20 protein-coding genes are annotated in these 21824 nt (G+C 45.7%); 12 read left to right on the forward strand and 8 right to left on the reverse strand.

What is annotated here, in order from left to right:
• Positions 1 to 1407 (reverse strand): argininosuccinate lyase, encoded by a 1407-nt coding sequence (gene argH / locus QZ942_RS05000; RefSeq protein WP_292993589.1) that lies wholly within the window; start codon positions 1405 to 1407, stop codon positions 1 to 3.
• A 280-nt stretch (positions 1408 to 1687) separates the two neighbouring features.
• On the opposite strand from argH, the gene QZ942_RS05005 reads away from it, so the two are divergent.
• A complete protein-coding gene (locus tag QZ942_RS05005; RefSeq protein ID WP_292993590.1) occupies positions 1688 to 2302 on the forward strand; it encodes a hypothetical protein in 615 nt (204 codons plus the stop codon).
• Positions 2303 to 2390: 88 nt separating this feature from the next.
• Here the strand turns inward: QZ942_RS05005 and murA are convergent, their stop codons facing one another.
• Positions 2391 to 3644, reverse strand: coding sequence for a UDP-N-acetylglucosamine 1-carboxyvinyltransferase (murA, locus tag QZ942_RS05010; protein ID WP_292993591.1), 1254 nt, complete (start codon positions 3642 to 3644; stop codon positions 2391 to 2393).
• 189 nt (positions 3645 to 3833) lie between these two features.
• On the opposite strand from murA, the gene QZ942_RS05015 reads away from it, so the two are divergent.
• The 5 genes from QZ942_RS05015 to QZ942_RS05035 all read left to right on the forward strand — a co-directional run bounded on the left by QZ942_RS05015 (position 3834) and on the right by QZ942_RS05035 (position 8161).
• Positions 3834 to 4223, forward strand: a complete 390-nt coding sequence (locus QZ942_RS05015; RefSeq protein ID WP_292993592.1) for a Rid family detoxifying hydrolase — start codon at positions 3834 to 3836, stop codon at positions 4221 to 4223.
• Between the two features lie 42 nt (positions 4224 to 4265).
• Complete coding sequence (recG, locus tag QZ942_RS05020; RefSeq protein ID WP_292993593.1) at positions 4266 to 6305, forward strand: ATP-dependent DNA helicase RecG; 2040 nt, start codon at positions 4266 to 4268, stop codon at positions 6303 to 6305.
• A 96-nt stretch (positions 6306 to 6401) separates the two neighbouring features.
• Positions 6402 to 7334, forward strand: coding sequence for a bestrophin family ion channel (locus QZ942_RS05025; RefSeq protein ID WP_366836098.1), 933 nt, complete (start codon positions 6402 to 6404; stop codon positions 7332 to 7334).
• 228 nt (positions 7335 to 7562) lie between these two features.
• Positions 7563 to 7748, forward strand: a complete 186-nt coding sequence (locus QZ942_RS05030) for a type II toxin-antitoxin system HicA family toxin (RefSeq protein ID WP_292993594.1) — start codon at positions 7563 to 7565, stop codon at positions 7746 to 7748.
• Positions 7745 to 8161: a type II toxin-antitoxin system HicB family antitoxin gene (locus QZ942_RS05035; RefSeq protein ID WP_292993595.1), complete on the forward strand. Its 417-nt coding sequence runs from the start codon at positions 7745 to 7747 to the stop codon at positions 8159 to 8161. Before QZ942_RS05030 ends, QZ942_RS05035 begins: the two co-directional genes overlap by 4 nt.
• Before the next feature lie 263 nt (positions 8162 to 8424).
• Here the strand turns inward: QZ942_RS05035 and QZ942_RS05040 are convergent, their stop codons facing one another.
• Entirely contained in the window at positions 8425 to 9054 is a 630-nt protein-coding gene (locus QZ942_RS05040; RefSeq protein WP_292993596.1) for a hypothetical protein, read from the reverse strand.
• 375 nt (positions 9055 to 9429) lie between these two features.
• Between QZ942_RS05040 and QZ942_RS05045 the strand changes: the two genes are divergently transcribed.
• From QZ942_RS05045 to QZ942_RS05060, 4 genes are read left to right on the forward strand one after another with little or no spacing between them, the layout of a single operon-like run.
• A complete protein-coding gene (locus QZ942_RS05045; protein WP_292993597.1) occupies positions 9430 to 9972 on the forward strand; it encodes a chorismate lyase in 543 nt (180 codons plus the stop codon).
• Positions 9969 to 10838 (forward strand): 4-hydroxybenzoate octaprenyltransferase, encoded by an 870-nt coding sequence (gene ubiA, locus QZ942_RS05050; RefSeq protein ID WP_292993598.1) that lies wholly within the window; start codon positions 9969 to 9971, stop codon positions 10836 to 10838. The genes QZ942_RS05045 and ubiA overlap by 4 nt, the downstream gene beginning before the upstream one ends.
• Positions 10839 to 10849: 11 nt before the next feature.
• The gene (gene ubiD, locus QZ942_RS05055; RefSeq protein ID WP_292993599.1) at positions 10850 to 12313 is read left to right on the forward strand and encodes a 4-hydroxy-3-polyprenylbenzoate decarboxylase; all 1464 of its coding nucleotides are present in this window, start codon (positions 10850 to 10852) and stop codon (positions 12311 to 12313) included.
• Entirely contained in the window at positions 12264 to 12560 is a 297-nt protein-coding gene (locus QZ942_RS05060; RefSeq protein ID WP_292993600.1) for a DMT family protein, read from the forward strand. Before ubiD ends, QZ942_RS05060 begins: the two co-directional genes overlap by 50 nt.
• Positions 12561 to 12616: 56 nt before the next feature.
• Here the strand turns inward: QZ942_RS05060 and truB are convergent, their stop codons facing one another.
• The 5 genes from truB to rimP all read right to left on the reverse strand — a co-directional run bounded on the left by truB (position 12617) and on the right by rimP (position 18690).
• A complete protein-coding gene (gene truB / locus QZ942_RS05065; RefSeq protein ID WP_292993601.1) occupies positions 12617 to 13588 on the reverse strand; it encodes a tRNA pseudouridine(55) synthase TruB in 972 nt (323 codons plus the stop codon).
• A 12-nt stretch (positions 13589 to 13600) separates the two neighbouring features.
• Complete coding sequence (gene rbfA / locus QZ942_RS05070) at positions 13601 to 13993, reverse strand: 30S ribosome-binding factor RbfA (RefSeq protein ID WP_292993602.1); 393 nt, start codon at positions 13991 to 13993, stop codon at positions 13601 to 13603.
• 27 nt (positions 13994 to 14020) lie between these two features.
• Positions 14021 to 16675, reverse strand: a complete 2655-nt coding sequence (gene infB, locus QZ942_RS05075) for a translation initiation factor IF-2 (RefSeq protein WP_292993603.1) — start codon at positions 16673 to 16675, stop codon at positions 14021 to 14023.
• Between the two features lie 87 nt (positions 16676 to 16762).
• Positions 16763 to 18235 carry a transcription termination factor NusA gene (gene nusA, locus QZ942_RS05080; protein ID WP_292993604.1) on the reverse strand — a complete coding sequence of 491 codons (1473 nt, stop codon included), beginning with the start codon at positions 18233 to 18235 and terminating at the stop codon, positions 16763 to 16765.
• A gap of 26 nt (positions 18236 to 18261) precedes the next feature.
• Complete coding sequence (rimP, locus tag QZ942_RS05085; RefSeq protein ID WP_366836104.1) at positions 18262 to 18690, reverse strand: ribosome maturation factor RimP; 429 nt, start codon at positions 18688 to 18690, stop codon at positions 18262 to 18264.
• A 269-nt stretch (positions 18691 to 18959) separates the two neighbouring features.
• Here rimP and acs point away from each other — a divergent pair, with 269 nt between their 5' ends.
• The gene (gene acs, locus QZ942_RS05090; protein ID WP_292993606.1) at positions 18960 to 20927 is read left to right on the forward strand and encodes an acetate--CoA ligase; all 1968 of its coding nucleotides are present in this window, start codon (positions 18960 to 18962) and stop codon (positions 20925 to 20927) included.
• Between the two features lie 54 nt (positions 20928 to 20981).
• A partial coding sequence (locus QZ942_RS05095; protein WP_292993607.1) for an MBL fold metallo-hydrolase occupies positions 20982 to 21824 on the forward strand: 843 nt, incomplete at its 3' end.

Below are 21824 nucleotides of genomic sequence, written 5' to 3' on the forward strand. Positions count from 1 at the left end.
TCAGGATAGCCACTGTCTGGCCTGGTTAATTGCTCTCTGTACTTGCTCGGGCGCTGTTCCGCCAGTGTGTTTGCGGCTTTGCATAGAACCTTCCAGTGTCAACACAGCGAAAATATCGGACTCAATCTGCGGAGAAAATTTTTGTAATGTATCCAGATCAAGATCAGCGAGATCGCAATCTTTTTGTTCCGCATACTGCACTGCTTTCGCCACAATCTCGTGTGCATCGCGGAAAGGAATGCCTTTTTTGGTCAAATAATCGGCCAGATCAGTGGCCGTGGCATAACCACGCAATGCTGAGCGGCGCATGGCTTCTTGGTTGACACGAACACCGGTGAGCATGTCGGCATAGATCCGTAGCGTATCGGTCAATGTATCGACGGTATCAAAAAGCGGTTCCTTGTCTTCCTGATTATCCTTGTTATAGGCGAGTGGCTGTGCTTTCATCAAGGTCAGCAGGGCAACCAGATGGCCATTGATACGGCCGGTTTTGCCGCGTACCAGCTCGGGTACATCCGGGTTCTTTTTTTGCGGCATGATCGAAGAACCGGTACAAAACCGGTCGGCCAATTGAATAAAACCGAACGATGGATTCATCCATAAAATGAATTCTTCCGACATGCGGGATAAATGGGTCATGATCAGGGCTGCACAGGCGGTAAATTCAATGGCAAAATCCCGATCTGAAACAGCATCCAATGAGTTTTCACAAATCCCATCAAAACTCAGTATTTCTGCAACCCGTTCACGATTGATCGGATAGCTGGTACCAGCCAGCGCTGCTGCTCCCAGCGGTAATTGATTCACGCGTGTTCTACAATCAGTTAATCGTCCAATGTCGCGTTTCAACATTTCAAAATAAGCCATCAGATGATGGCCAAAGGAAACAGGTTGCGCTACTTGGAGGTGCGTAAAACCTGGCATAACGGTATGAATATGCTGTTCCGCCAGATTTAATAAAGCGCGCTGCATGGCTTTGATTAACTCAATAATTTCATCAATTGCAGCGCGCAAAAATAATCGAATATCAGTAGCAACCTGATCATTACGTGACCGGCCGGTGTGTAATCGTTTGCCGGCATCGCCGACTAGAGCGGTCAATCGTTTTTCAATATTTAAATGCACATCCTCCAGTTCCAGCAACCAAGTAAATTGCTGATTATGGATTTCATCACGAATTTGATTTAAGCCTTGCTGGATATCCAGCAAGTCTTCATTACGGATAATTCCTTGCTCTGCAAGCATTTGTGCATGAGCCAGCGACCCTTGAATGTCATATTCGGCCAGCCGCTGATCAAAACCGACAGAGGCGGTATAGCGTGCCACAAGTGACGAGACCGGCTCATTGAACCGTCCAGACCAGTTTTTTTTATTATTTTCTTTTTCTAATACTGAGTTATTATCCATTGTGTTGCTATAATCCCTTATTTCCTGCCGTGAGAAGCATCGATTATAAAACATAAATGCATAGCCGGTCATTTTGCGGTAGTGCAATTTTTTTGCACGGTGAATGTTATCTGCCAAGTTTGTAAATACAAAATCATAAGAACCATGATCACTTCAGATTTAATCTTAAGTGCAGCGGCTGCGAGTAAATTTAATTGATACACGCCACTTTTCCTTCCCGAAGGATTAGTGGATAATTCGAGCTTTCCCCTACTACCCATAAATACACAAGGAGTTATCCATGACGGATCGGAACAAACAAAACCAGAATGAACAATCTGCAGTTAATACTTTTTTTTCAATGTTAAGCGCCAAATTTGAGATTTTGGCTAAAATTCCTACCATGCAGTTTCCTGCTAAGTATGCTGTGATGCTCGTAGGCGTCATTGTGGTAATTTTGGTTTGGAAAACTATTGCTGTGAGTAAAGTGGAATCTGATATGGCCAAGAAACTCGAAGGCGAACGCGTGTTGATTACACAGCAAGCCCGCGAATACGCTGATCAGCAATATACCAAGGAAGAAGAGCGCTTTGGTCAGGTCCTGTCCTGGGCAGTGCGGGGTGAGTTGATTCGCCACAATATTGATCAAATTGATCAATATTTAAGTGAAATCGTCAAAATGAAAGATACCGAAAGGGTTGTATTGATTGGTGATGATGGTCAATTGCTGGTTTCAACGGATAAACGACTGGAAGAAACAAAAGGCGTGGAATTATTTCCGAAGGAAATTCTTAATCTCCAGAAGGTAACTGTTAAATCCGATGTCGATGGCAAAAAAATTCTGGTTGTTCCGGTAATGGGATTAAATAAGAAAATTGCTACCGTTGTTGTCAGCTACAAGCAACCGAAATTTTAATGGAATTTTATCAATCAGCGTGATTGATGATTTAACGCTGTCAACGCATCAAAAGGTCTTTGTTAGCTACAAAGGCCTTTTTGATTTTCTAGCTTGCGCGGCAGATTTGCGCACCCAGTGCAGATAATTTCCCTTCAATATTTTCATAACCGCGATCCAGGTGGTAGATACGATCAATTACGGTTTCACCTTGAGCGATCAATCCTGCAATCACCAGACTGGCCGACGCCCGCAGGTCGGTAGCCATAACATGTGCGCCATCCAATTGGGAAATACCATACACAATGGCAGCGTTACCTTCCACTTCGATATTGGCATTCATGCGCTTTAATTCCTGTACATGCATCAACCGGTTCTCAAAAATAGTTTCAGTGATGATGGCAGTTCCGCTGGCAATACAATTCAAGGACATGAATTGCGCCTGCATGTCGGTTGGAAAGGCCGGGTAGGGAGCTGTACGTAAATTAACCGATTTGGGTTTTACGGACATTTTTAAGTGAATCCAATTTTCACCGGAATCAATCTGAGCGCCAGCTTCGGTCAGTTTGTCCAGGACAGCATCAAGTAAGTGAGAATGGGTGTACTTTAAATGAATTTCGCCCCCGGTAGCTGTGGCCGCAACTAAAAAAGTTCCCGTTTCGATTCGATCTGGCATTACAGTATGTTCTGCACCATGGAGCGAAGACACACCTTCAATCGTTATGATGTCGCTGCCAGCGCCATGAATTTTTGCGCCCATTGCTGTCAAGCAATTGGCAAGATCAACGATTTCCGGTTCGCGTGCGGCATTCTCCAGAAGGGTTGTGCCATCCGCTAATGTGGCTGCCATCATTAGATTTTCTGTTCCAGTGACGGTGACAATATCAAATACAATGCGTGCACCATGCAGTTTTTTCGCCACGGCATGAATATATCCATGTTTGATACTGATTTCCGCGCCCATAGCTTGCAACCCTTTGATATGCTGATCAACCGGTCGCAAACCGATTGCACAACCGCCCGGTAATGAAATATTGGCTTCTCCGGCGCGGGCAAGTAGCGGACCAAGCACCAGAATTGCTGCGCGCATGGTTTTAACCATTTCATACGGAGCGGTAAGATTGGTCAGCTTATCTGCTGACAGCACGACTTCTGATGCATTATGTGCTGTGATACTTGTTCCCATCTGTTTGAGTAATGACAACATCGTGGTAATGTCTTGCAAAGCCGGGACATTGCTTATTTTTAAGGATTCTTGGGTTAAAAGCGCGGCACACAAAACAGGTAGTGCAGCATTCTTTGCACCTGAGATGGTAATTTCGCCATGCAGTGGTATGCCACCCTGGATAATCAGTTTTTGCATTGCATCAAAGATTCAAATAAAAGTTTTAATAAAATGCTTGTCCGAGGGGATGCTATGCAGACAAACAGGAATTAACCGGTTGAAATGCGCTCAAGTTCACTGCATCATAGCGTAATAAAGCGTTGAAGGCTTTGTTCAGTAGTACCTACTATAACAAAAAAGTATTCAATAAATTCATCAGGAGAAAAAATGAGTAAGCAAATCATCCAAACCGCAGATGCGCCGCAAGCAATCGGTACCTATTCACAGGCAGTTCGGGTCAGTGGCGGCGATACGGTTTATTTATCCGGTCAGATTGGGTTGGATGCAGTGAGTATGCAGATGGTAATCGGAATTGATGCACAAATTCAGCAGGTATTTTTAAACCTGAAAGCTGTGGCAACAGCCAGTGGCGGTAGCTTAAGTGACATTGTGAAATTAAATATATTCCTGACAGACTTGGATAATTTTGCACTGGTTAATGAGATCATGGCCGGCTATTTTACTCAGCCTTACCCCGCACGTGCAGCAGTCGGTGTCAAAGCGTTGCCACGGGGTGCGTTGGTGGAAATGGATGCGGTTATGGTTTTACAACCGTAGATATTGAAATAATCGTCGACTGTCGCATGACCCGATAGCGCAATGATTGTTAGTGCCAATGTGCAGGAAAAATTGTCCCGTTTGGGTATTCACAATGAACTGGATTTGATTCTGCACCTGCCGATTCGTTACGAAGATGAAACGCATTTGTATCCAATCAGTGATGCGCCGCCAGGGCAGGTGGTGCAGGTCGAAGGTGTGATTATTCATAACGAAGTGGTGATTCGTCCCAGGCGACAATTGGTTTGCCAGATTGAAGACAGCAGTGGCATCTTGGTCATGCGCTTTCTGAATTTCTACGGCAGTCAGATAAAAACCTATGCAGTCGGGAAGCGTGTGCGGCTGCTGGGTGAGATTCGCACGGGTTTCTTTGGTGCGGAAATGGTGCATCCCAAATGTCGCATCGTTCGTGAAAGCGAGTCTCTGGCCGAATCGATGACACCGGTTTATCCCATCACGGCGGGACTGACACAGAAGATTTTAGGCAAGCTGATCGGGCAAGTTTTGCAAGATGCACAAAAAACACAAACTTTGACCGAGACGTTACCTGAAAAGATCATCCAAAAATACCGGCTGACAGGCTTACAGGAGAGTGTGATGTGCTTGCATAATCCGCCTCCCGATGTTTCGGTAGAAGCTTTGCAAGCGCGTACGCATCCGGCATGGCAGCGTATTAAGTTTGATGAGTTGCTGGCGCAGCAATTATCGATGCACTTACACTACCGGCAGCGGCGCAGCCATGCCGCTCCGGTGCTGGCGCAAAAAAATAAGCTGGCAAAAGCGCTGCTCAAGCAGCTTGCGTTTGAACTGACGGCTGCACAAATCAAAGTATCCGCTGAAATCAGCCGAGATCTGGCTGCCGCCCATCCCATGCAGCGCTTGTTACAAGGCGATGTCGGCAGCGGCAAAACAATCGTGGCTGCATTGGCTGCCTTGCAAGCGATTGAGAATGGTTTCCAGGCGGCACTGATGGCACCGACCGAAATCCTTGCCGAACAGCATTTCCAGAAATTATCGGCTTGGTTTGATCCATTAGGGATAAGAGTTGTTTGGTTATCCGGCAGCCAAAAGAAGAAACAAAAGCAAGCGGCATTGGATGATATCGCACTGGGTGCTGCGCAGCTTGCGGTGGGCACGCATGCCTTGTTCCAGGATCAAGTGATATTTCATCAATTGGGGCTGGCGATCATTGATGAGCAGCACCGGTTTGGCGTGCACCAGCGCTTGGCGTTGCGTATGAAGGGCGCGCTACCCAATACGGTACCGCATCAATTAATGATGAGCGCCACACCGATTCCGCGCACGTTGTCGATGAGTTATTTTGCCGACCTGGATGTGTCGATCATTGATGAGCTTCCTCCAGGTAGGGCGCCGATCGTGACCAAATTAATCGCAGACAATCGCCGTGATGAAATCATCATGCGCATTCAGCATGCTTGCCAGCAGGGCAAACAAGTATATTGGGTGTGTCCGCTGATCGAAGAATCAGAAACCTTGCAACTGCAAACAGCGATGGAAACCTATGAAAGCTTGAGCCAAATATTTCCGGATTTAAGTGTCGGTTTGGTACATGGGCGTTTAGCCACCCAGGAGAAAACCGCAGTGATGGCATCGTTTAAGCAAGGAGAAATTCAATTATTAGTCGCCACGACAGTAATCGAAGTGGGCGTGGATGTGCCGAATGCATCGCTGATGGTGATTGAAAATGCCGAGCGCATGGGATTGTCGCAATTGCATCAATTGCGCGGCCGTGTCGGGCGCGGATCGGAGGCCAGCATTTGTATTCTGTTATTTCAGCAGCCTTTATCGGAAATTGCCCGCAAGCGGCTCAAAATCATTTTTGAACACACGGATGGTTTTGAAATCGCTCGTCAAGATTTGCAGTTAAGAGGTCCCGGCGAATTCCTCGGTGCGCGTCAGAGCGGGGTGCCGATGTTGCGATTCGCCGATCTGGAACAAGATGGCGAATTACTCGCAGCGGCGCAGGCCACGGCAAATGAAATGCTTAATGACTATCCCGATTTGGCGCAACGGCATATCGAACGCTGGTTGGGGGATAAAACTGAGTATTTACGGGTATAAATCTTCAGAAAAATCCAAGGGATGATGATCTGTCAACGGTTGCTGATTATCTGAGCACGAGTAAGATGAACCAATCAATAAGGAATTGTTACTGACGTGATTGTTAAAGATAAAGTTGCATGGGTGCGGCTGCTGTTTCATTTTAGAGGCAGTAGCTTTATGGAAACGTGGCCGCGGATTCTCACGGTGACGGTCGTCGCGGTTGTCGTTACTTACGTCGAGCTGTACTACCACATCGAAGAATATACACTCACGACAACGCCGTTTACTTTGGTTGGCGTTGCATTAGGTATTTTCCTCGGTTTTCGCAACAACGCCTCCTACGATAAATTCTGGGAAGGTCGCAAACTTTGGGGGGCATTAGTTAACACGTCACGCAGCCTGACACGCCAAGCTTGCTTTGTGATTGATTCTTCCCATGATGCCGAGGAAGTGCAGCATTTCCGGGAAGTTTTTGTCAAACGCTTGATTGCGTATGCGCATGCATTGCGCTGTCACTTGCGTAATGAAGATCCCGCAGAGGAAATAAAAAAATTTCTACCGCCCGAAGATTGGGCCAGCGTTGTTGAATCCAAGCACCGGCCGCTTGCGATTCTGCAGCAATTGGGGCGTGATCTGGCCTTCGCTCGCAATCAACGTTGGTTGAATGAACGTAGTTTTCCATTTATGGACGCTCAGCTCAATGAACTGACCAATATCCTCGGTGCCTGCGAGCGCATTAAAAATACCCCGATACCGTTCAGTTATTCCGTATTGATCCACCGCATCGTGGCTTCCTATTGTCTGTCCCTCCCGTTTGGGTTGGTTGAAACAACCGGCGTGCTGACACCGATTGTTGTACTGTTGATTTCTTATGCGTTTTTTGAACTGGATGCCATCGGCGATGAAATTGAAAATCCGTTTGACTTGCAGCCAAACGATCTGCCACTGACCGCGATTTCGCGAAATATCGAAATCAATTTGCTTGAACTGATTAATAGCCCGGATCGGCCGGAGGCACTTAAGCCTGAGAATGATATTTTGATGTGAATGCGAACAGCGAGCTGGTGTGCGCTAATCGAGTGAAAAAGCCGAGTGTTTGCGAGTAGGAATGGTCGTGAAGTTTCTATTGATGATAAAAAGAAATCGGTTGCAGGTTGTCGGACAGGGTTTTTGCATATAATCAGTCAATGCAACCAAAGTGAGTAGATGCGTGTGCAGTTACTGGCACAGATTTACTTGAATATATATCTATTATGATATATCATTGTGTCCATCATGAATGGCAAACAAATTATCAAAAGACTGGAATCTGAAGGATGGAAACTTGAAAGGGTTAATGGCAGCCATCACATGATGAAAAAAGATGGGAAATTAGTTCCTGTCCCTGTGCATGGATCGCGTGATGTAAAACCTGGAACATTCCATTCAATCGAAAAAGAAACAGGAGTAAAACTAAAATGAATACACGTTATCCAGCTATATTTGACCCTCAGGAGCCTTCTGGTTTCTGCGTGAAATTTGTTGATATGCCTGAAATTTTCACTGAAGGAGAAACAGTTGAAGAATGCCTATTCAACGGCTCAGAAGTGTTATCAGGAATGCTGGAAATATATCTTGAGGATGGCAAGGATATTCCGCTTCCATCAGAAAACGTCAAAGATGCTTATTACATCGCGCCTGACGTTAAAATACAGTCCGCCCTTTTGGTTCGATGGGCGCGCGGTGATAGGTCTCTCGCTGAGATTGCGAGAGCGCTTGAAACATCCTGGCCAGCCGCGCAGCGTTTGGAAGATCCTCATCACTGGGCAACACTGAAGCAGCTTGATAAGGCCGCTGCAGCATTGGGTAAGAAGCTGGTGTTATCTTTGGAGTAAACATTATTAACTGGTATAAGAAATGCGCCGTCCACGCAAAGTACTTGGATTTATAACCCCTCATGAGGGATTCTTTGGACTGGCGGTAAGTTATACCAAGCAACTGTCAAAGTTGCACTTCAAACTTGAATTCGCCAGTCTTTGATTAGGGTTCTTTCTGCTTTATTCAGATGGGAGTAGTGTATGCCATGTTGCACCTCTGTTATCCAGCTAGTTAATGATACTTAGGATACGGTGGTGCACTTGATTGTTGAATAGGGAGTTTACAAGATAAGCAGCGCCCCTGCGATAAGCTCAAAGAGTAGGTATTGCGTAAATATAGGAGGTAAGAAATTAGAAGACCGTTGAAAATCAGCGGGTGCCTCCAGTGCACGTTGCTGCATGGCTTGGGATCGGTATCGCTCATCCAGAAATTGTAAATCCCTGATTAGTTGTTGACTCAACTCAGCTTCTTGGCGATTATAGGCACCATAGGCAATCTTGCCATCATTAAGATCGTTTAGGTTGCTATATTTTGCATGCAGGTGTTTTTTGAATTGATCGCCGTATTCCGTATTTATAAATAATGTAATAGTACTGCGATACATATTCTGGCAGAAATCTATAATTTTATAGAGCATCTCGATTTCTGACTTTTCTTTTTCCTGGATGAAACTCTCGTCAGATTGCATTGCCGCGGTGGGTTCGCTAAGTCCAGATACCCAGAGGATTTTGCTTTTAACATTAGAGAGTTCTGCCGCCTCGATGCTCTTTCTGCATTGATAGGTATTTTCTTCTAAGCTTCGTTTGAAAGCAGCTTTTTGTTTATCCTTTTGGCGATCAGTGTCGTGTGCACAGCCGATAAAAAGTAGAAGTATCGCAATTAATAGCAAGATTAAACTATAGCTTCTCATATGCTCTTATCGTAATGAATTGAATTATTAGGATAAATCATGATAACAGAAATTACACTCGCGATTGATGCAATGTGAAACTTTATCATGGATGCGATGTGTGGAACGCTAAACTATCCATAATGCAATTAAAAACACTAGCCTGGTAGTTTATAAAACCCAGGGTAAATCGGCAACCCAGCAGACTCGTTAGCTTTGGTCACAACAGTAAGAGGTTAATTACGATACAGCAGCTGATTTCTATTACCCGGGTTTTGCAATTCACGTTCTGAGAGTATTGTATAATCCCGTTCCATCAATTCTCAAAATAACTTTGCCGGATCTCAGTTTAAGAATTTCTAGCATGCAACCATTCCATTTTATAGCTTTCTCGCGATGAACGAAGCGCATCCGCTGGCATGGTATTCTGCGCTAACATCTATTTCGTATCGCCAACGTAGCTGGTTACAGGATCGCGGGTCTTTGACGCGACGCATACAGGACCGCTGTGATAAATTTTGCGTAAAACGCGTGTTTCAATCACTGAGTAGGGTTTATGGGGATGAATTGGATGTGATGGGGTTGCGTGCTAATGAATTAGCCATGGTGCGCGAAGTGTATCTGTATTGTGGTGATACGCCGGTGGTGTTTGCGCACTCGGTGGTGGCACACAAGAATTTACGCGGTGCATGGCGGGGTCTGAGCGGGCTGGGCAATAAATCGTTGGGGACGGTTTTGTTTACCAATCCAAGAATCAAGCGCACACCGCTAGAGTTTAAAAAAGTCAGTCGCGGCCATTTTCTTTATGATCGCGCTTGTACTCGTTTGCCAGAGAAACCGGCGAATCTGTGGGCGCGGCGCTCATTGTTTACGTTGCACGGACAATCGATTTTAGTGACTGAAGTATTTTTACCGGCGATTCTGGATTTACCGTTATGAGCATGGCAGATCGAATTAAAATTTACGTGCAATTGATGCGGCTGGATAAGCCGATTGGCATTTTGCTGCTGTTGTGGCCGATGTTGTGGGGCTTATGGTTTGCCGCGCAGGGATTGCCCGATTGGCAAATTTTAATCATTTTTGTTCTGGGTACGATACTGATGCGCTCGGCGGGTTGTGTTATCAATGACTATGCCGACCGTAAAATCGATCCGCATGTCGAACGCACCAAGAATCGCCCGATGGCGTCCGGTCGGGTCAGTTCCAAAGAAGCTTTATTGCTGGCTGCCGGATTGAGTATTTGTGCATTTTTGCTGATTCTGCCTTTGAATCAATTGACCATTCTGCTCTCGGTACCCGCATTATTCCTGGCCGGAACGTATCCGTTTACCAAGCGATTTTTTGCCATGCCGCAGGCCTATCTGGGGATTGCATTCAGCTTCGGCATCCCGATGGCTTTTGCCGCGCAAACCGATAGCTTGCCGCCAATCATCTGGATTCTGATGCTGGCCAATTTGTTTTGGGTGATTGCGTATGACACGGCGTATGCCATCGTCGATAAGCCGGATGATTTGAAAATCGGTATCCAAACTTCTGCGATTACTTTTGGACGCTTTGATGTGTTGGGCGTGATGGTGTGTCATGCCTGTTTCATTGCGATCATGCTGATTATCGGGCAGTTGCAGCAAATGAATCTGGCTTATTACGCCGGATTGATGGGGGCAACGGGACTTATCATCTATCAATACACGCTGATCCGTAACCGCGACCGGGTGCTGTGTTTTAAAGCATTCCTGCATAATAATTGGGTGGGGATGGTGGTGTTTGCCGGGATTGTGCTCGATTTCTTCATTTTTCCGCATTAAGGATTCAATCAATGCAATATAAAGACCTGCGGGATTTTATCGCGCAACTGGAAGCTATGGGTGAACTCAAACGCATTCAAACGGAAATTGATCCGGCATTAGAAATGACGGAAATCTGTGACCGTATCCTGAAAGCACAAGGCCCGGCGGTACTCTTTGAGCATCCAAAGGGACATTCCATGCCGGTACTGGGTAATTTGTTCGGAACACCAAAGCGGGTGGCATTGGGCATGGGGCAGGAATCGGTCGAGGCATTGCGCGAAGTGGGTAAATTATTGGCCTACTTAAAAGAACCCGATCCGCCGAAAGGGCTGAAAGACGCCTGGGATAAATTGCCGGTATTGAAGCAAGTATTGAATATGGCGCCGAAAGAACTGAGCAGTGCGCCGTGCCAGGAGATTGTTTGGGAAGGCAATGACGTCGATCTGAGCCGGATCCCGATTCAAACCTGCTGGCCCGGTGATGTTGCGCCGCTGATCACATGGGGCTTGACGGTGACTCGGGGTCCGAACAAAACCCGGCAGAATTTAGGCATTTACCGCCAGCAGGTTATTGGTCCCAATAAAGTCATTATGCGTTGGCTGGCGCACCGCGGTGGGGCGCTGGATTTTCGTGAATTTACACTGGCCAATCCCGGCAAACCGTATCCGCTGGCGGTTGCTTTAGGCGCTGATCCGGCGACTATCCTTGGCGCTGTGACGCCGGTGCCGGATACGTTGAGCGAATACCAGTTTGCCGGTTTGTTGCGCGGCGCCAAAACCGAAGTGATCAAATGTATCGGCAATGACCTGCAAGTGCCGGCAAGCGCGGAAATAGTTTTGGAAGGCGCCATTCATCCCAATGAGACCGCGCTGGAAGGCCCGTATGGCGACCATACCGGTTACTATAATGAGCAGGAAACTTTCCCGGTATTTACCATCGACCGTATTACCATGCGGCGCAACCCGATTTATCATTCCACTTACACCGGCAAGCCGCCGGATGAACCGGCGATTCTCGGTGTTGCGTTGAATGAAGTGTTCGTGCCGCTATTGCAAAAACAATTTCCAGAAATCACCGATTTTTATCTGCCGCCGGAAGGATGCTCGTACCGCATGGCGGTCGTGAGTATGAAAAAACAGTATGCCGGGCATAGTAAACGTGTGATGTTTGGTATCTGGAGCTTTTTGCGTCAATTTATGTATACCAAATTCATTATTGTCACCGACGACGATATCAACGTGCGCGACTGGAAAGAAGTGATCTGGGCGATCACCACCCGGGTTGATCCGGTACGGGATACGTTGCTTGTTGAGAATACGCCGATCGATTACCTGGATTTTGCCAGCCCGATCTCAGGATTGGGTGGCAAGATGGGGCTGGATGCGACCAACAAATTTCCGGGCGAGACGAACCGGGAGTGGGGGACACCGATTGCGATGACTGATGAGATTAAGAAACGAGTGGATACGATTTGGGGGGAGCTGGGGGTTTGATTCTGGATTCTTAACTGCAAGATACTTTATATACCATGCGCGAAATTTGGCAAACCATCCTCCTGTTAACCGGATTGGCTTTACTGTGCTGTCTGTCGCGCAGCTCAAAATATTGCAGGAAGTCATTACACTGACTGTTTTTGTATCCTTTGCGTTGTTGTATTTAAAAGAACCATTAAAACTGGATTATCTGTGGGCCGCGTTGTGTATGGTGGGTGCAGCTTATTTTATGTTTCGTGCAAGATAACAATGCGCAATATCCATGAGATTGAGGTGAAGCGAGTTATTTTAAAAGAGAATTTATCACACAGCTGCTTTAAGCAACTGAGAACTTGCTAACATGCGTTTCGCGGCTATTTTTTGTTCACTGGTAACTTCACCGAGCCCTAAGAATTGTTGCTGGTGATCATATAAACGCACGGTATTACCTTCCGGCATATGGTGGATATCGGAAGGACTGGCGACAATTTGCCCCTGCACGATATGCAGTGCTGCCTGTTCATCCAGAATGACTGCCAGGAATTCTTGTAATAAGCAATCGATGGGCAGCAAATATGCATCTTGCTCATGGGCATTCATGTCTTCCAATGTCGACAAAACTTGCGCTTGAGACAAATCAAAACGATCGATAGCGGTGCGTCGTAATTGAGTCAGATAAGCGCTGCCACATCCGAGTGCGCTGCCAATATCTTCCGCCAAAGTCCGGATATAGGTACCGGTGCCGCAGTGAATACTTAACTGCAATTCATTGCCTATCAATGACTTGATTTGTATGTCATGAATGACGATCTCACGTGCTGGGCGTTCAATGTTTTTGCCATTTCTTGCATAAACGTACAAGGGTTTTCCTTGATGTTTCAGCGCGCTGTACATGGGAGGGACTTGCATGGTTTTTCCGATGAAGCGTTGAAGTACTTGCTCACACTGTGGCAAGGTTGGATTTCCAGCTTGGGGCACGAGTTGGGTGATTTCGCCTTCCGCGTCGCCTGTTGTGCTCAGAAAACCAAGCCGCAAGGTAGCTTCATAGGCTTTATTGGCGCCTAATAATACTGAGGAAAATTTGGTCGCTTCCCCCAGGCAAAGGGGTAGTAATCCGGTTGCCATGGGATCCAGTGTGCCGGTATGACCGCATTTAGCAGCGGAGAAAACTCGTTTTACGATTTGCACTGCTTTGTTGGATGAGATGCCATAAGGCTTATCCAATAATAGAACGCCGTTAATAGTGCGTTTAACAGGTTTAATCGGGCTGCGCAGTGGAATTTCAGCGTGCAACATGCAGGCTTTATATTATGATTTTTCGGAGTCTGAATCTGTTTGATGCGGTATTTGTTCTTGGGCTATTGCTTCGTCGATCAATTTTGACAGCCGAACGCCCCGTTCGACGGATTCGTCATAAATAAAATGTAATTGCGGGACAATTCTTAGTTTCATCCGGTGCGATAAGTTTGAGCGTAAGAAACCTTTCGCATGTTCCAAACCTTTTTCCACTAAGAAATTTTCTTCTTTGTTGCCTAAAGTGGTATAAAAAACTTTGGCATGACTATAATCACGAGTCACTTCAACTGCAGTCAATGTGATTTTCCCGACACGCGGATCTTTGATTTCATGTTGTAACAGATCGGCTAATTCTCGCTGTATCTGGTCCGCAATACGTAATGTTCGGGAATAGTCTCTGGGCATGGGAAGTTGTGTTGATTAAAGCGGCGACTACAGAAACCGCGCTGTTTCAACAATTTCATAAGCTTCCAATTGGTCTCCCAGCTGAATATCATTATAGTTTTTTAGAGACAATCCACACTCAAATCCTTCTCTGACTTCCTTGACATCGTCCTTAAAGCGCTTCAATGAGTCCAATTCACAACTGTGTATAACCAAGCCATCGCGTAACACTCGGATTAATGAATTTCTTTTAACGATGCCCTCTGATACATAACATCCTGCCACGATGCCAACCTTAGGAATGCGATAAATTTCACGAATTTCAACCAAACCTTGTATGCTTTCCTTACGATCCGGCGACATCATCCCAGAGAGCGCTGCTTTAATTTCATCCACCGCTTCATAAATGATGTTGTAGTAACGCACATCAACACCGCTCGATGCGATTAACTTACGTGCACTGGCATCTGCACGGACGTTGAAGCCAATAATAACGGCTTTTGATGCCAGGGATAAATTAACATCGGATTCAATAATCGCACCTACGCCACTGTGGATGATATTTACTTTTACTTCATCCGTTGCGAGTTTGTGCAATGCATACGCTAATGCTTCACAGGAGCCTTGCACATCGGCTTTAATAATCAAAGCAAGGACCTTAACATCGGCTTGTTGGTCAAAAACGTTTTCAAGTTTCGCGGCATGTTGCTTGGCAAATTTTACATCGCGATATTTTCCTTGACGGAATAAGGCAATTTCTCGCGCCTTGCGTTCATCGTCCAGTACAAACACAAATTCGCCCGATTCAGGTACTTCGGATAAACCCTGAATTTCAACTGGAATCGATGTTCCTGCCTGTTTGATAGATTTGCCATTTTCATCATTCATGGCTCTTACCTTGCCAAAAACTGCGCCAGCCAATAAGACATCTCCACGCTTTAGGATTCCTGATTGCACCAGAATGGTTGCTACTGGGCCACGGCCTTTATCCAAACGGGATTCAATCACAACACCTTTGGCCGGTGTGTTGATGGGTGCTTTTAGTTCTAATACTTCAGCTTGCAGCAATATGCTTTCCAGTAAAGAATCTACACCTTGACCGGTCTTGGCTGATACTTCTACGAACATCGTATCTCCACCCCAATCTTCCGGAACCACAGCATGGGCAACCAGTTCATGCCGGATTCGTTCAGCATTCGCTTCTGGTTTATCTATTTTATTCACCACCACGATAATAGGAATTTTTGCTGCTTTTGCATGATGAATTGCTTCAATCGTTTGGGGCATAACGCCATCATCGGCAGCCACTACAAGAATGACGATATCAGTAATTTTTGTTCCACGCGCACGCATTGCGGTAAATGCTTCGTGCCCAGGTGTATCCAAAAAGGTAATCATGCCATGATCTGTTTCTACATGATAAGCACCGATATGTTGGGTTATGCCGCCTGCTTCACCGCCGGCAACACGGGTACGGCGGATGTAATCCAATAAAGACGTTTTACCATGATCGACATGTCCCATTACTGTTACCACAGGGGCACGTGGAGCCAATTCTACTTCAACATCAGATGTTTCGCGGTCTACTAGGAAAGTCTCTGGATTATCCAACTCAGCATGTTTTGCAATATGTCCCATCTCTTCAACAACAATCATGCCAGTATCTTGATCCAGCATTTGGTTAATTGTCACCATACTACCCATTTTCATCAGTACCTTAATGACATCGGCTGCTTTAACCGACATTTTCTGTGCAAGTGCGCTCACAGAAATTGTTTCGGGTACCATGATCTCACGTACGATGGGTTCTGTCGGTGCAGAAAAACCATGAATATTCTGGTCATCTACCTGTGTTGGTTTGCTATGCTTGTCTCTACGTGTTCGCCAGCCTTGACCGGCAGAAAGATCGCCACGGGTTTTAACACCGCGTTTTTTGGTGTTTTCATCTTTCCAGACAACTTGCTGTTTGGCTTGTTTCTTTTTCTTATCTGCTTTTTCTTCGGGCTTTACAATAGGCTTATGCAGTGTTCCATCAGTAGATCCGGGATGTGATTGCGCTTCTGTTTGCTGATCAGGTTCAAGTTTTTTGTCGGCTTCCGATTGTGTAGCATCAGCGGATTCTGCAGATATTTGCGGTACCTGTTTTTCCAGTGCGGATGCTTCACCAGCAATTCCTTTCGACTCTTCTTCCGTTTGCTTTATCTCATCCGTGATTTCGGTTTTCTTGCGTGCCTTTTTTTGTTTAATTTCTTCAACTTGACGTGCAATCAGTTCTGCCTGTTTTCTTGCTTCTTCACTTCGTAGCGCTAATTGTTCTGCGTCAATTACGGGCTCTCTAACCGGTTGCTGGCTAGTGACATCCGGTGACTTGATTGCTATCGGGGCGGCGGGTTCTGAGTCTCCAGGAGTTGGCTGGGTCAGGACACGTCTTTTTCTAACTTCCACTTGAATGGTTCGTGCTCGTCCCGTGCTGTCCGATTTCCGGATCTCGGAAGTTTGACGGCGGGTTAAAGTAACTTTACTTTTAATCTCAGTGGTTCCATGGGTTTTTCTCAGATAATCAAGCAATTGAGCTTTATCTTGCTCCGTCAAACTGTCTTCTGTCAACACTTTCTTCACGCCAGCAGCTTTAAGTTGCTCCAGCAGGACTGCTGGCAGCAAGCCCAGTTCATTAGCAAATTGTTCCACACTCATTTGAGCCATTTATAACCCTTCAGCAATCAAAACTACAAGCAGATACTCATCAAAATAAATAATTACTGCTACGCTATTATCATCCGATGATTTAAATCAAGTAAACCATGGTTCACGTGCTTTCATAATTAGCTGATTTGCACGTTCAATATCGATACCTGTCATCTCGACCAAGTCATCAGTGGCCAAATCAGCCAAGTCAGCTTGCGTATTAATACCTTTTGATGCCAGTTCGCGGACGATATTAATATCCATTCCTTCTAATGCAAGCAAATCTTCAGCGCTATGCTCTACTTTCTCTTCTTTGGCTATGGCATCCGTTAGCAATACATTACGGGCTCGATTACGAATTTCATTGACTGTTTCTTCATCTAGTGACTCGATTTCCAACATCTCATTGAGAGGAACATAAGCTACTTCTTCCAATGTGACAAAGCCTTCCTGCACAAGTATCTCCGCGATTTCTTCATCAACATCCAGTTTTTGCATGAAAAGTTGACAAATTAACGATGATTCTTGTTCATGTTTGACTTTAGATTCCTCTATCGTCATGATGTTTAACTCCCAACCTGTTAGTTCGGAAGCTAATCGTACATTTTGTCCGCCCCGGCCGATTGCTTGTGCGAGATTGTCATCATCCACCACGATGTCCATACTGTGCTTTTCTTCATCGACCATAATGCTGCTGATTTCTGCAGGTGCCAATGCATTAATAATAAAAGTCGCGGGATCATCCGACCACAATACGATATCAACGCGCTCACCAGCCAGTTCGCTAATAACTGCCTGTACTCTGGATCCACGCATGCCGACACAAGTACCAATAGGGTCAACGCGTTGATCATTTGATTTAACAGCAATTTTAGCACGTGATCCGGGATCTCGCGTTGCCGCTTTGATCTCCAGCAAGCCTTCCTCAATCTCGGGCACTTCCAGCTCAAACAATTTCATCAGAAATTCAGGAGAAATGCGTGAAAGCTTTAATTGTGGTCCTCTGGCAGCGCGATCCACTTTATACAAATAAGCGCGGACTCGATCACCCACGCGCAAGTTTTCTTTCGGTATCATCTGGTCACGCGGCAATTCAGCTTCAATTTTTCCGGATTCAATAAGAGCATTGCCGCGTTCCATCCGTTTGATCGTGCCGTTAATCAGATAATCCTCTCTTTCGAGAAAATCATTCAATGTTTGCTCACGTTCGGCATCCCGTATTTTCTGGAATATTACCTGTTTTGCTGCTTGTGCTCCAATACGTCCAAATTCAATTGGCTCGAGTAATTTTTCAACATGATCGCCGACCTGAATATCTGCATCAGTTGTTAAAGCATCACTCAATGAAATTTGGCGCGCAGGGTCTTCCACGGCGCCATCTTCTACAACCAGCCATCGGCGGAAAGATTGATGACTTCCTGTTAATCGGTCAATTGAAACATGTGTTTCAATATCCTCCTGAAACCGTCTTTTTGTGGCGGATGCTAATGCAAGCTCCAATGCTATGAAAACAACTTCCTTTTCAACAGATTTTTCACGTGCCAATGCATCGACCAACAGTAAAATTTCGCGGCTCATAGTCCTCCAGCCAAATCTTTATATACCTACAATTTTGGAACCAAACGGGCTTTTCCAAGGTTACTCAATTCAAGGTCTAACAATTTCCCTTCGACTTCGATTTTGATTATGCCATTATTCGTTTCCCGTAAAACTCCCACAAAATTTCTCTGTCCCTGTATAGGAACACGCAGCTTTAATTTAACTGTTTCACCGTTAAAGCGGAGAAAATCAGCTTCTTTCCGTAAAGGTCTATCTAATCCTGGTGATGAAACTTCCAGTCGGCCAAAATCAATGTTTTCAACTGCAAACAACCGGCTCAGATGATTGCTGATAGCCACGCAGTCATCAATATTGATGCCACCTTCTTTATCCACAAATATTCTTAATAATTTGTTGTGTGCTAATCGTTCCACTTCGACCAACTCATAACCCAATCCTTGCAGAGTTGATTCCAATAATTCTTCCAGTGCCATAGCTCCGCCACAAATAAAAAATGGGCTGAAAAAGCCCATCGAATCTATCGGTCTCATTTTAACAAAAATTTATAAAATAGGAAACATAAACTTCGCTGAATGTAATACCTTAGCGATTTTATAAACTTTCTGACTCTATCCGCGTCAGGCTGCTTGCAGATTTTCTGAGCGCAAATTCACCTTCCAGAAATAAGAAGTGCAAATGACGCGCGAAGCCAATGATACAATCTTTCTCAAGTGTACAGAATAAAAGAATTCCGGAGAGTTTCATGTCAGCCATTGAATCAATTTTAAATGAAACACGCATATTTCCGCCTTCTGATGAATTCACCAGAAAAGCAAATATACCCAGCCTTCAAGCCTATCAGGCTTTGTGTGCAGAAGCCGAGCTGGATTATCAGAGCTTCTGGGCAAAACAAGCTAAAGAACAGATTCTCTGGCATAAACCTTTTACGCAAATACTGGATGATCGGACTCCGCCGCTCTATCAGTGGTTCAATGATGGTGAATTAAATGTCTCGTATAACTGCCTGGATCGTCACCTGGCAACACAAGCGGATAAGATTGCTATTATTTTTGAAGCCGATGATGGTGAAGTCATTCAGTCGACCTATCGTGATCTCCATCAGCGTGTTTGCCAGCTTGCCAATGCGCTGAAATCACAAAATATCCAAAAAGACGACCGTGTCATTATTTATATGCCTATGCGGATTGAAGCTGTTGTCGCCATGCAAGCCTGTGCACGCATTGGTGCAATTCATTCGGTAGTATTTGGCGGTTTTTCTGCTAAAAGTTTGCATGAGCGCATTCTAGATGCCGGTGCAGTAGCAATCATTACGGCCGATGAGCAGGTGCGCGGTGGTAAACACAATCCGCTCAAAGCAACCGTTGATGAAGCTATGAGCCTGCATGACACGACATCGGTAAAGCTGGTTGTGGTTTATCAACGTACTGGCAGCGACATACCTTTTAATCCAGAACGCGATGTCTGGTGGCACGAAATCACGCAAGGCGTCAGTACCCAGTGCGAGCCGGAATGGGTTAATGCAGAGCACCCACTTTTTACATTATATACCTCAGGATCAACGGGTAAGCCCAAGGGAGTTCAGCATTCCAGCGCCGGTTATTTACTCGGAACCAAGCTGAGTATGCAGTGGATCTTTGATTACAAACCATCCGATATATTCTGGTGTACTGCGGATGTTGGCTGGATTACTGGCCATAGTTACGTCACCTACGGGCCTCTGGCTATGGGTGCTACGCAGGTGATATTCGAGGGAATTCCGACTTATCCGCATGCCGGGCGCTTCTGGGAAATAATCCAGAAACATCGCGTAACCACATTCTATACCGCACCGACCGCAATTCGTTCGTTAATTAAACTGGGAGCGGATTTGCCCGCGCAATATGACTTATCCTCGTTACGCTTATTGGGTTCAGTTGGTGAACCGATTAATCCTGAGGCCTGGATATGGTTCTATGAAAAAATAGGTCAATCCCGCTGCCCCATCGTGGATACCTGGTGGCAGACAGAAACCGGTTGCCATATGATTGCGCCGATGCCAGGCGCGGTTGCGCTGAAACCGGGTTCCTGTACTTTTCCATTACCGGGAATTTTCGCGGCTATTGTCGATGAAGCAGGTCACGATGTAGAAAATGGCAAAGGCGGTTTCTTGGTGATTAAAAAGCCTTTTCCTTCACAAATCCGCACGCTCTGGGGTGATCCGGAACGCTTCAAGAAAACTTATTTCCCGGAAGATATGGGTCAGGGAAAATATTACCTTGCGGGAGATTCGGCATACCGTGATACGGATGGTTATTTCTGGATTATGGGACGGATTGATGATGTTTTGAATGTTTCCGGACACCGGTTAGGAACGATGGAAATTGAATCGGCTTTGGTTGCCAATCCCTTGGTTGCAGAAGCAGCTGTTGTCGGCAAGCCGCATGAAATTAAAGGTGAATCGGTGATTGCTTTTGTTGTGCTGAAGGGAAAGTACCCGCATGGCGAAGAAGTGGTTCAAATCACTAATACTTTGCGTGACTGGGTAGCACAGGAGATCGGCCCGATTGCCAAACCGGATGAAATCCGCTTTGGAGAAAATCTGCCTAAGACGCGATCTGGTAAAATCATGCGCCGATTATTACGCACACTCGCCAAAGGTGAGGAAATAACTCAGGATATTTCTACTTTGGAAAATCCAGCCATCCTTGAACAATTAAAGCATCCTTCCTAATAACATTGAGTAGTATCAGTCGTATTGAAAGCTTGCGAATAAATCCGGAAAAATATGTCATTACCACTTGTTATTGATTATGAACACGGCATCAGTTCCATTGATGCACAATTTCACCGTCCCAGGCGGGCGGCTATTCATCTCATCGTTGAAAAAGGTGCTGCGGCACTGGTTGATACCGGCACATCTTTTTCCATTCCTGGTGTCATCGAATCGCTCAAACACAAGAATATTGCCATTGAAGCTGTTGCTTACATCATATTGACGCATATTCATCTTGATCATGCCGGTGGTGCCAGTGAATGTATGCGTCTATTCCCAAATGCAAAATTGGTTGTTCATCCACGCGGTGCGAGTCATATGGCAAATCCTGCTAGGCTGGTCGCTGGCGCAATAGGCGTCTATGGGGAAGCAGAATTTAGGCGCGTGTATGGCGAGATTTATCCGATTGACGCGAACCGGATTATTGAAGCGCCCGATGAAAGCCGAATTGATCTTAATGGCCGCACATTACTGTTTCTCGACACGCCTGGTCATGCACGTCACCATAATTGCATCTATGATGAACGCAGTCAGTCTTTTTTCACGGGGGATACGTTCGGTGTTTCGTACCGGGAATTCGATGTCAATGGATTGGAATTTGTATTTCCAACCACTTCACCGGTGCAATTTGATCCTGAAGCAGCCCACGCTTCAATCGATCGCATTATGGACTATCAACCGCGCTATGCTTATCTGACACACTATAGTCAGGTCGCTAACTTAGCGCATCATGCGGAATCGATGCACTACTTGATTGATGCGCATGTGGAGATTGCTCAGGCTGCAAGGCATGATAAAACGAATCGGCAATCCGTTATTTCGGAAGCACTCAGCAAATTATTATTACAACGATTA

Origin of the sequence: Nitrosomonas sp. (assembly GCF_021731985.1) — a bacterium.
Classification (GTDB): domain Bacteria; phylum Pseudomonadota; class Gammaproteobacteria; order Burkholderiales; family Nitrosomonadaceae; genus Nitrosomonas.

Coding starts and splice junctions, on each gene's coding strand:
- argH (WP_292993589.1), bottom strand. CDS start 1,407: ATGGATAATAACTCAGTATTAGAAAAAGAAAATAATAAAAAAAACTGG.
- QZ942_RS05005 (WP_292993590.1), top strand. CDS start 1,688: ATGACGGATCGGAACAAACAAAACCAGAATGAACAATCTGCAGTTAAT.
- murA (WP_292993591.1), bottom strand. CDS start 3,644: ATGCAAAAACTGATTATCCAGGGTGGCATACCACTGCATGGCGAAATT.
- QZ942_RS05015 (WP_292993592.1), top strand. CDS start 3,834: ATGAGTAAGCAAATCATCCAAACCGCAGATGCGCCGCAAGCAATCGGT.
- recG (WP_292993593.1), top strand. CDS start 4,266: ATGATTGTTAGTGCCAATGTGCAGGAAAAATTGTCCCGTTTGGGTATT.
- QZ942_RS05030 (WP_292993594.1), top strand. CDS start 7,563: ATGAATGGCAAACAAATTATCAAAAGACTGGAATCTGAAGGATGGAAA.
- QZ942_RS05035 (WP_292993595.1), top strand. CDS start 7,745: ATGAATACACGTTATCCAGCTATATTTGACCCTCAGGAGCCTTCTGGT.
- QZ942_RS05040 (WP_292993596.1), bottom strand. CDS start 9,054: ATGAGAAGCTATAGTTTAATCTTGCTATTAATTGCGATACTTCTACTT.
- QZ942_RS05045 (WP_292993597.1), top strand. CDS start 9,430: ATGAACGAAGCGCATCCGCTGGCATGGTATTCTGCGCTAACATCTATT.
- ubiA (WP_292993598.1), top strand. CDS start 9,969: ATGAGCATGGCAGATCGAATTAAAATTTACGTGCAATTGATGCGGCTG.
- ubiD (WP_292993599.1), top strand. CDS start 10,850: ATGCAATATAAAGACCTGCGGGATTTTATCGCGCAACTGGAAGCTATG.
- QZ942_RS05060 (WP_292993600.1), top strand. CDS start 12,264: ATGAGATTAAGAAACGAGTGGATACGATTTGGGGGGAGCTGGGGGTTT.
- truB (WP_292993601.1), bottom strand. CDS start 13,588: ATGTTGCACGCTGAAATTCCACTGCGCAGCCCGATTAAACCTGTTAAA.
- rbfA (WP_292993602.1), bottom strand. CDS start 13,993: ATGCCCAGAGACTATTCCCGAACATTACGTATTGCGGACCAGATACAG.
- infB (WP_292993603.1), bottom strand. CDS start 16,675: ATGGCTCAAATGAGTGTGGAACAATTTGCTAATGAACTGGGCTTGCTG.
- nusA (WP_292993604.1), bottom strand. CDS start 18,235: ATGAGCCGCGAAATTTTACTGTTGGTCGATGCATTGGCACGTGAAAAA.
- rimP (WP_366836104.1), bottom strand. CDS start 18,690: ATGGCACTGGAAGAATTATTGGAATCAACTCTGCAAGGATTGGGTTAT.
- acs (WP_292993606.1), top strand. CDS start 18,960: ATGTCAGCCATTGAATCAATTTTAAATGAAACACGCATATTTCCGCCT.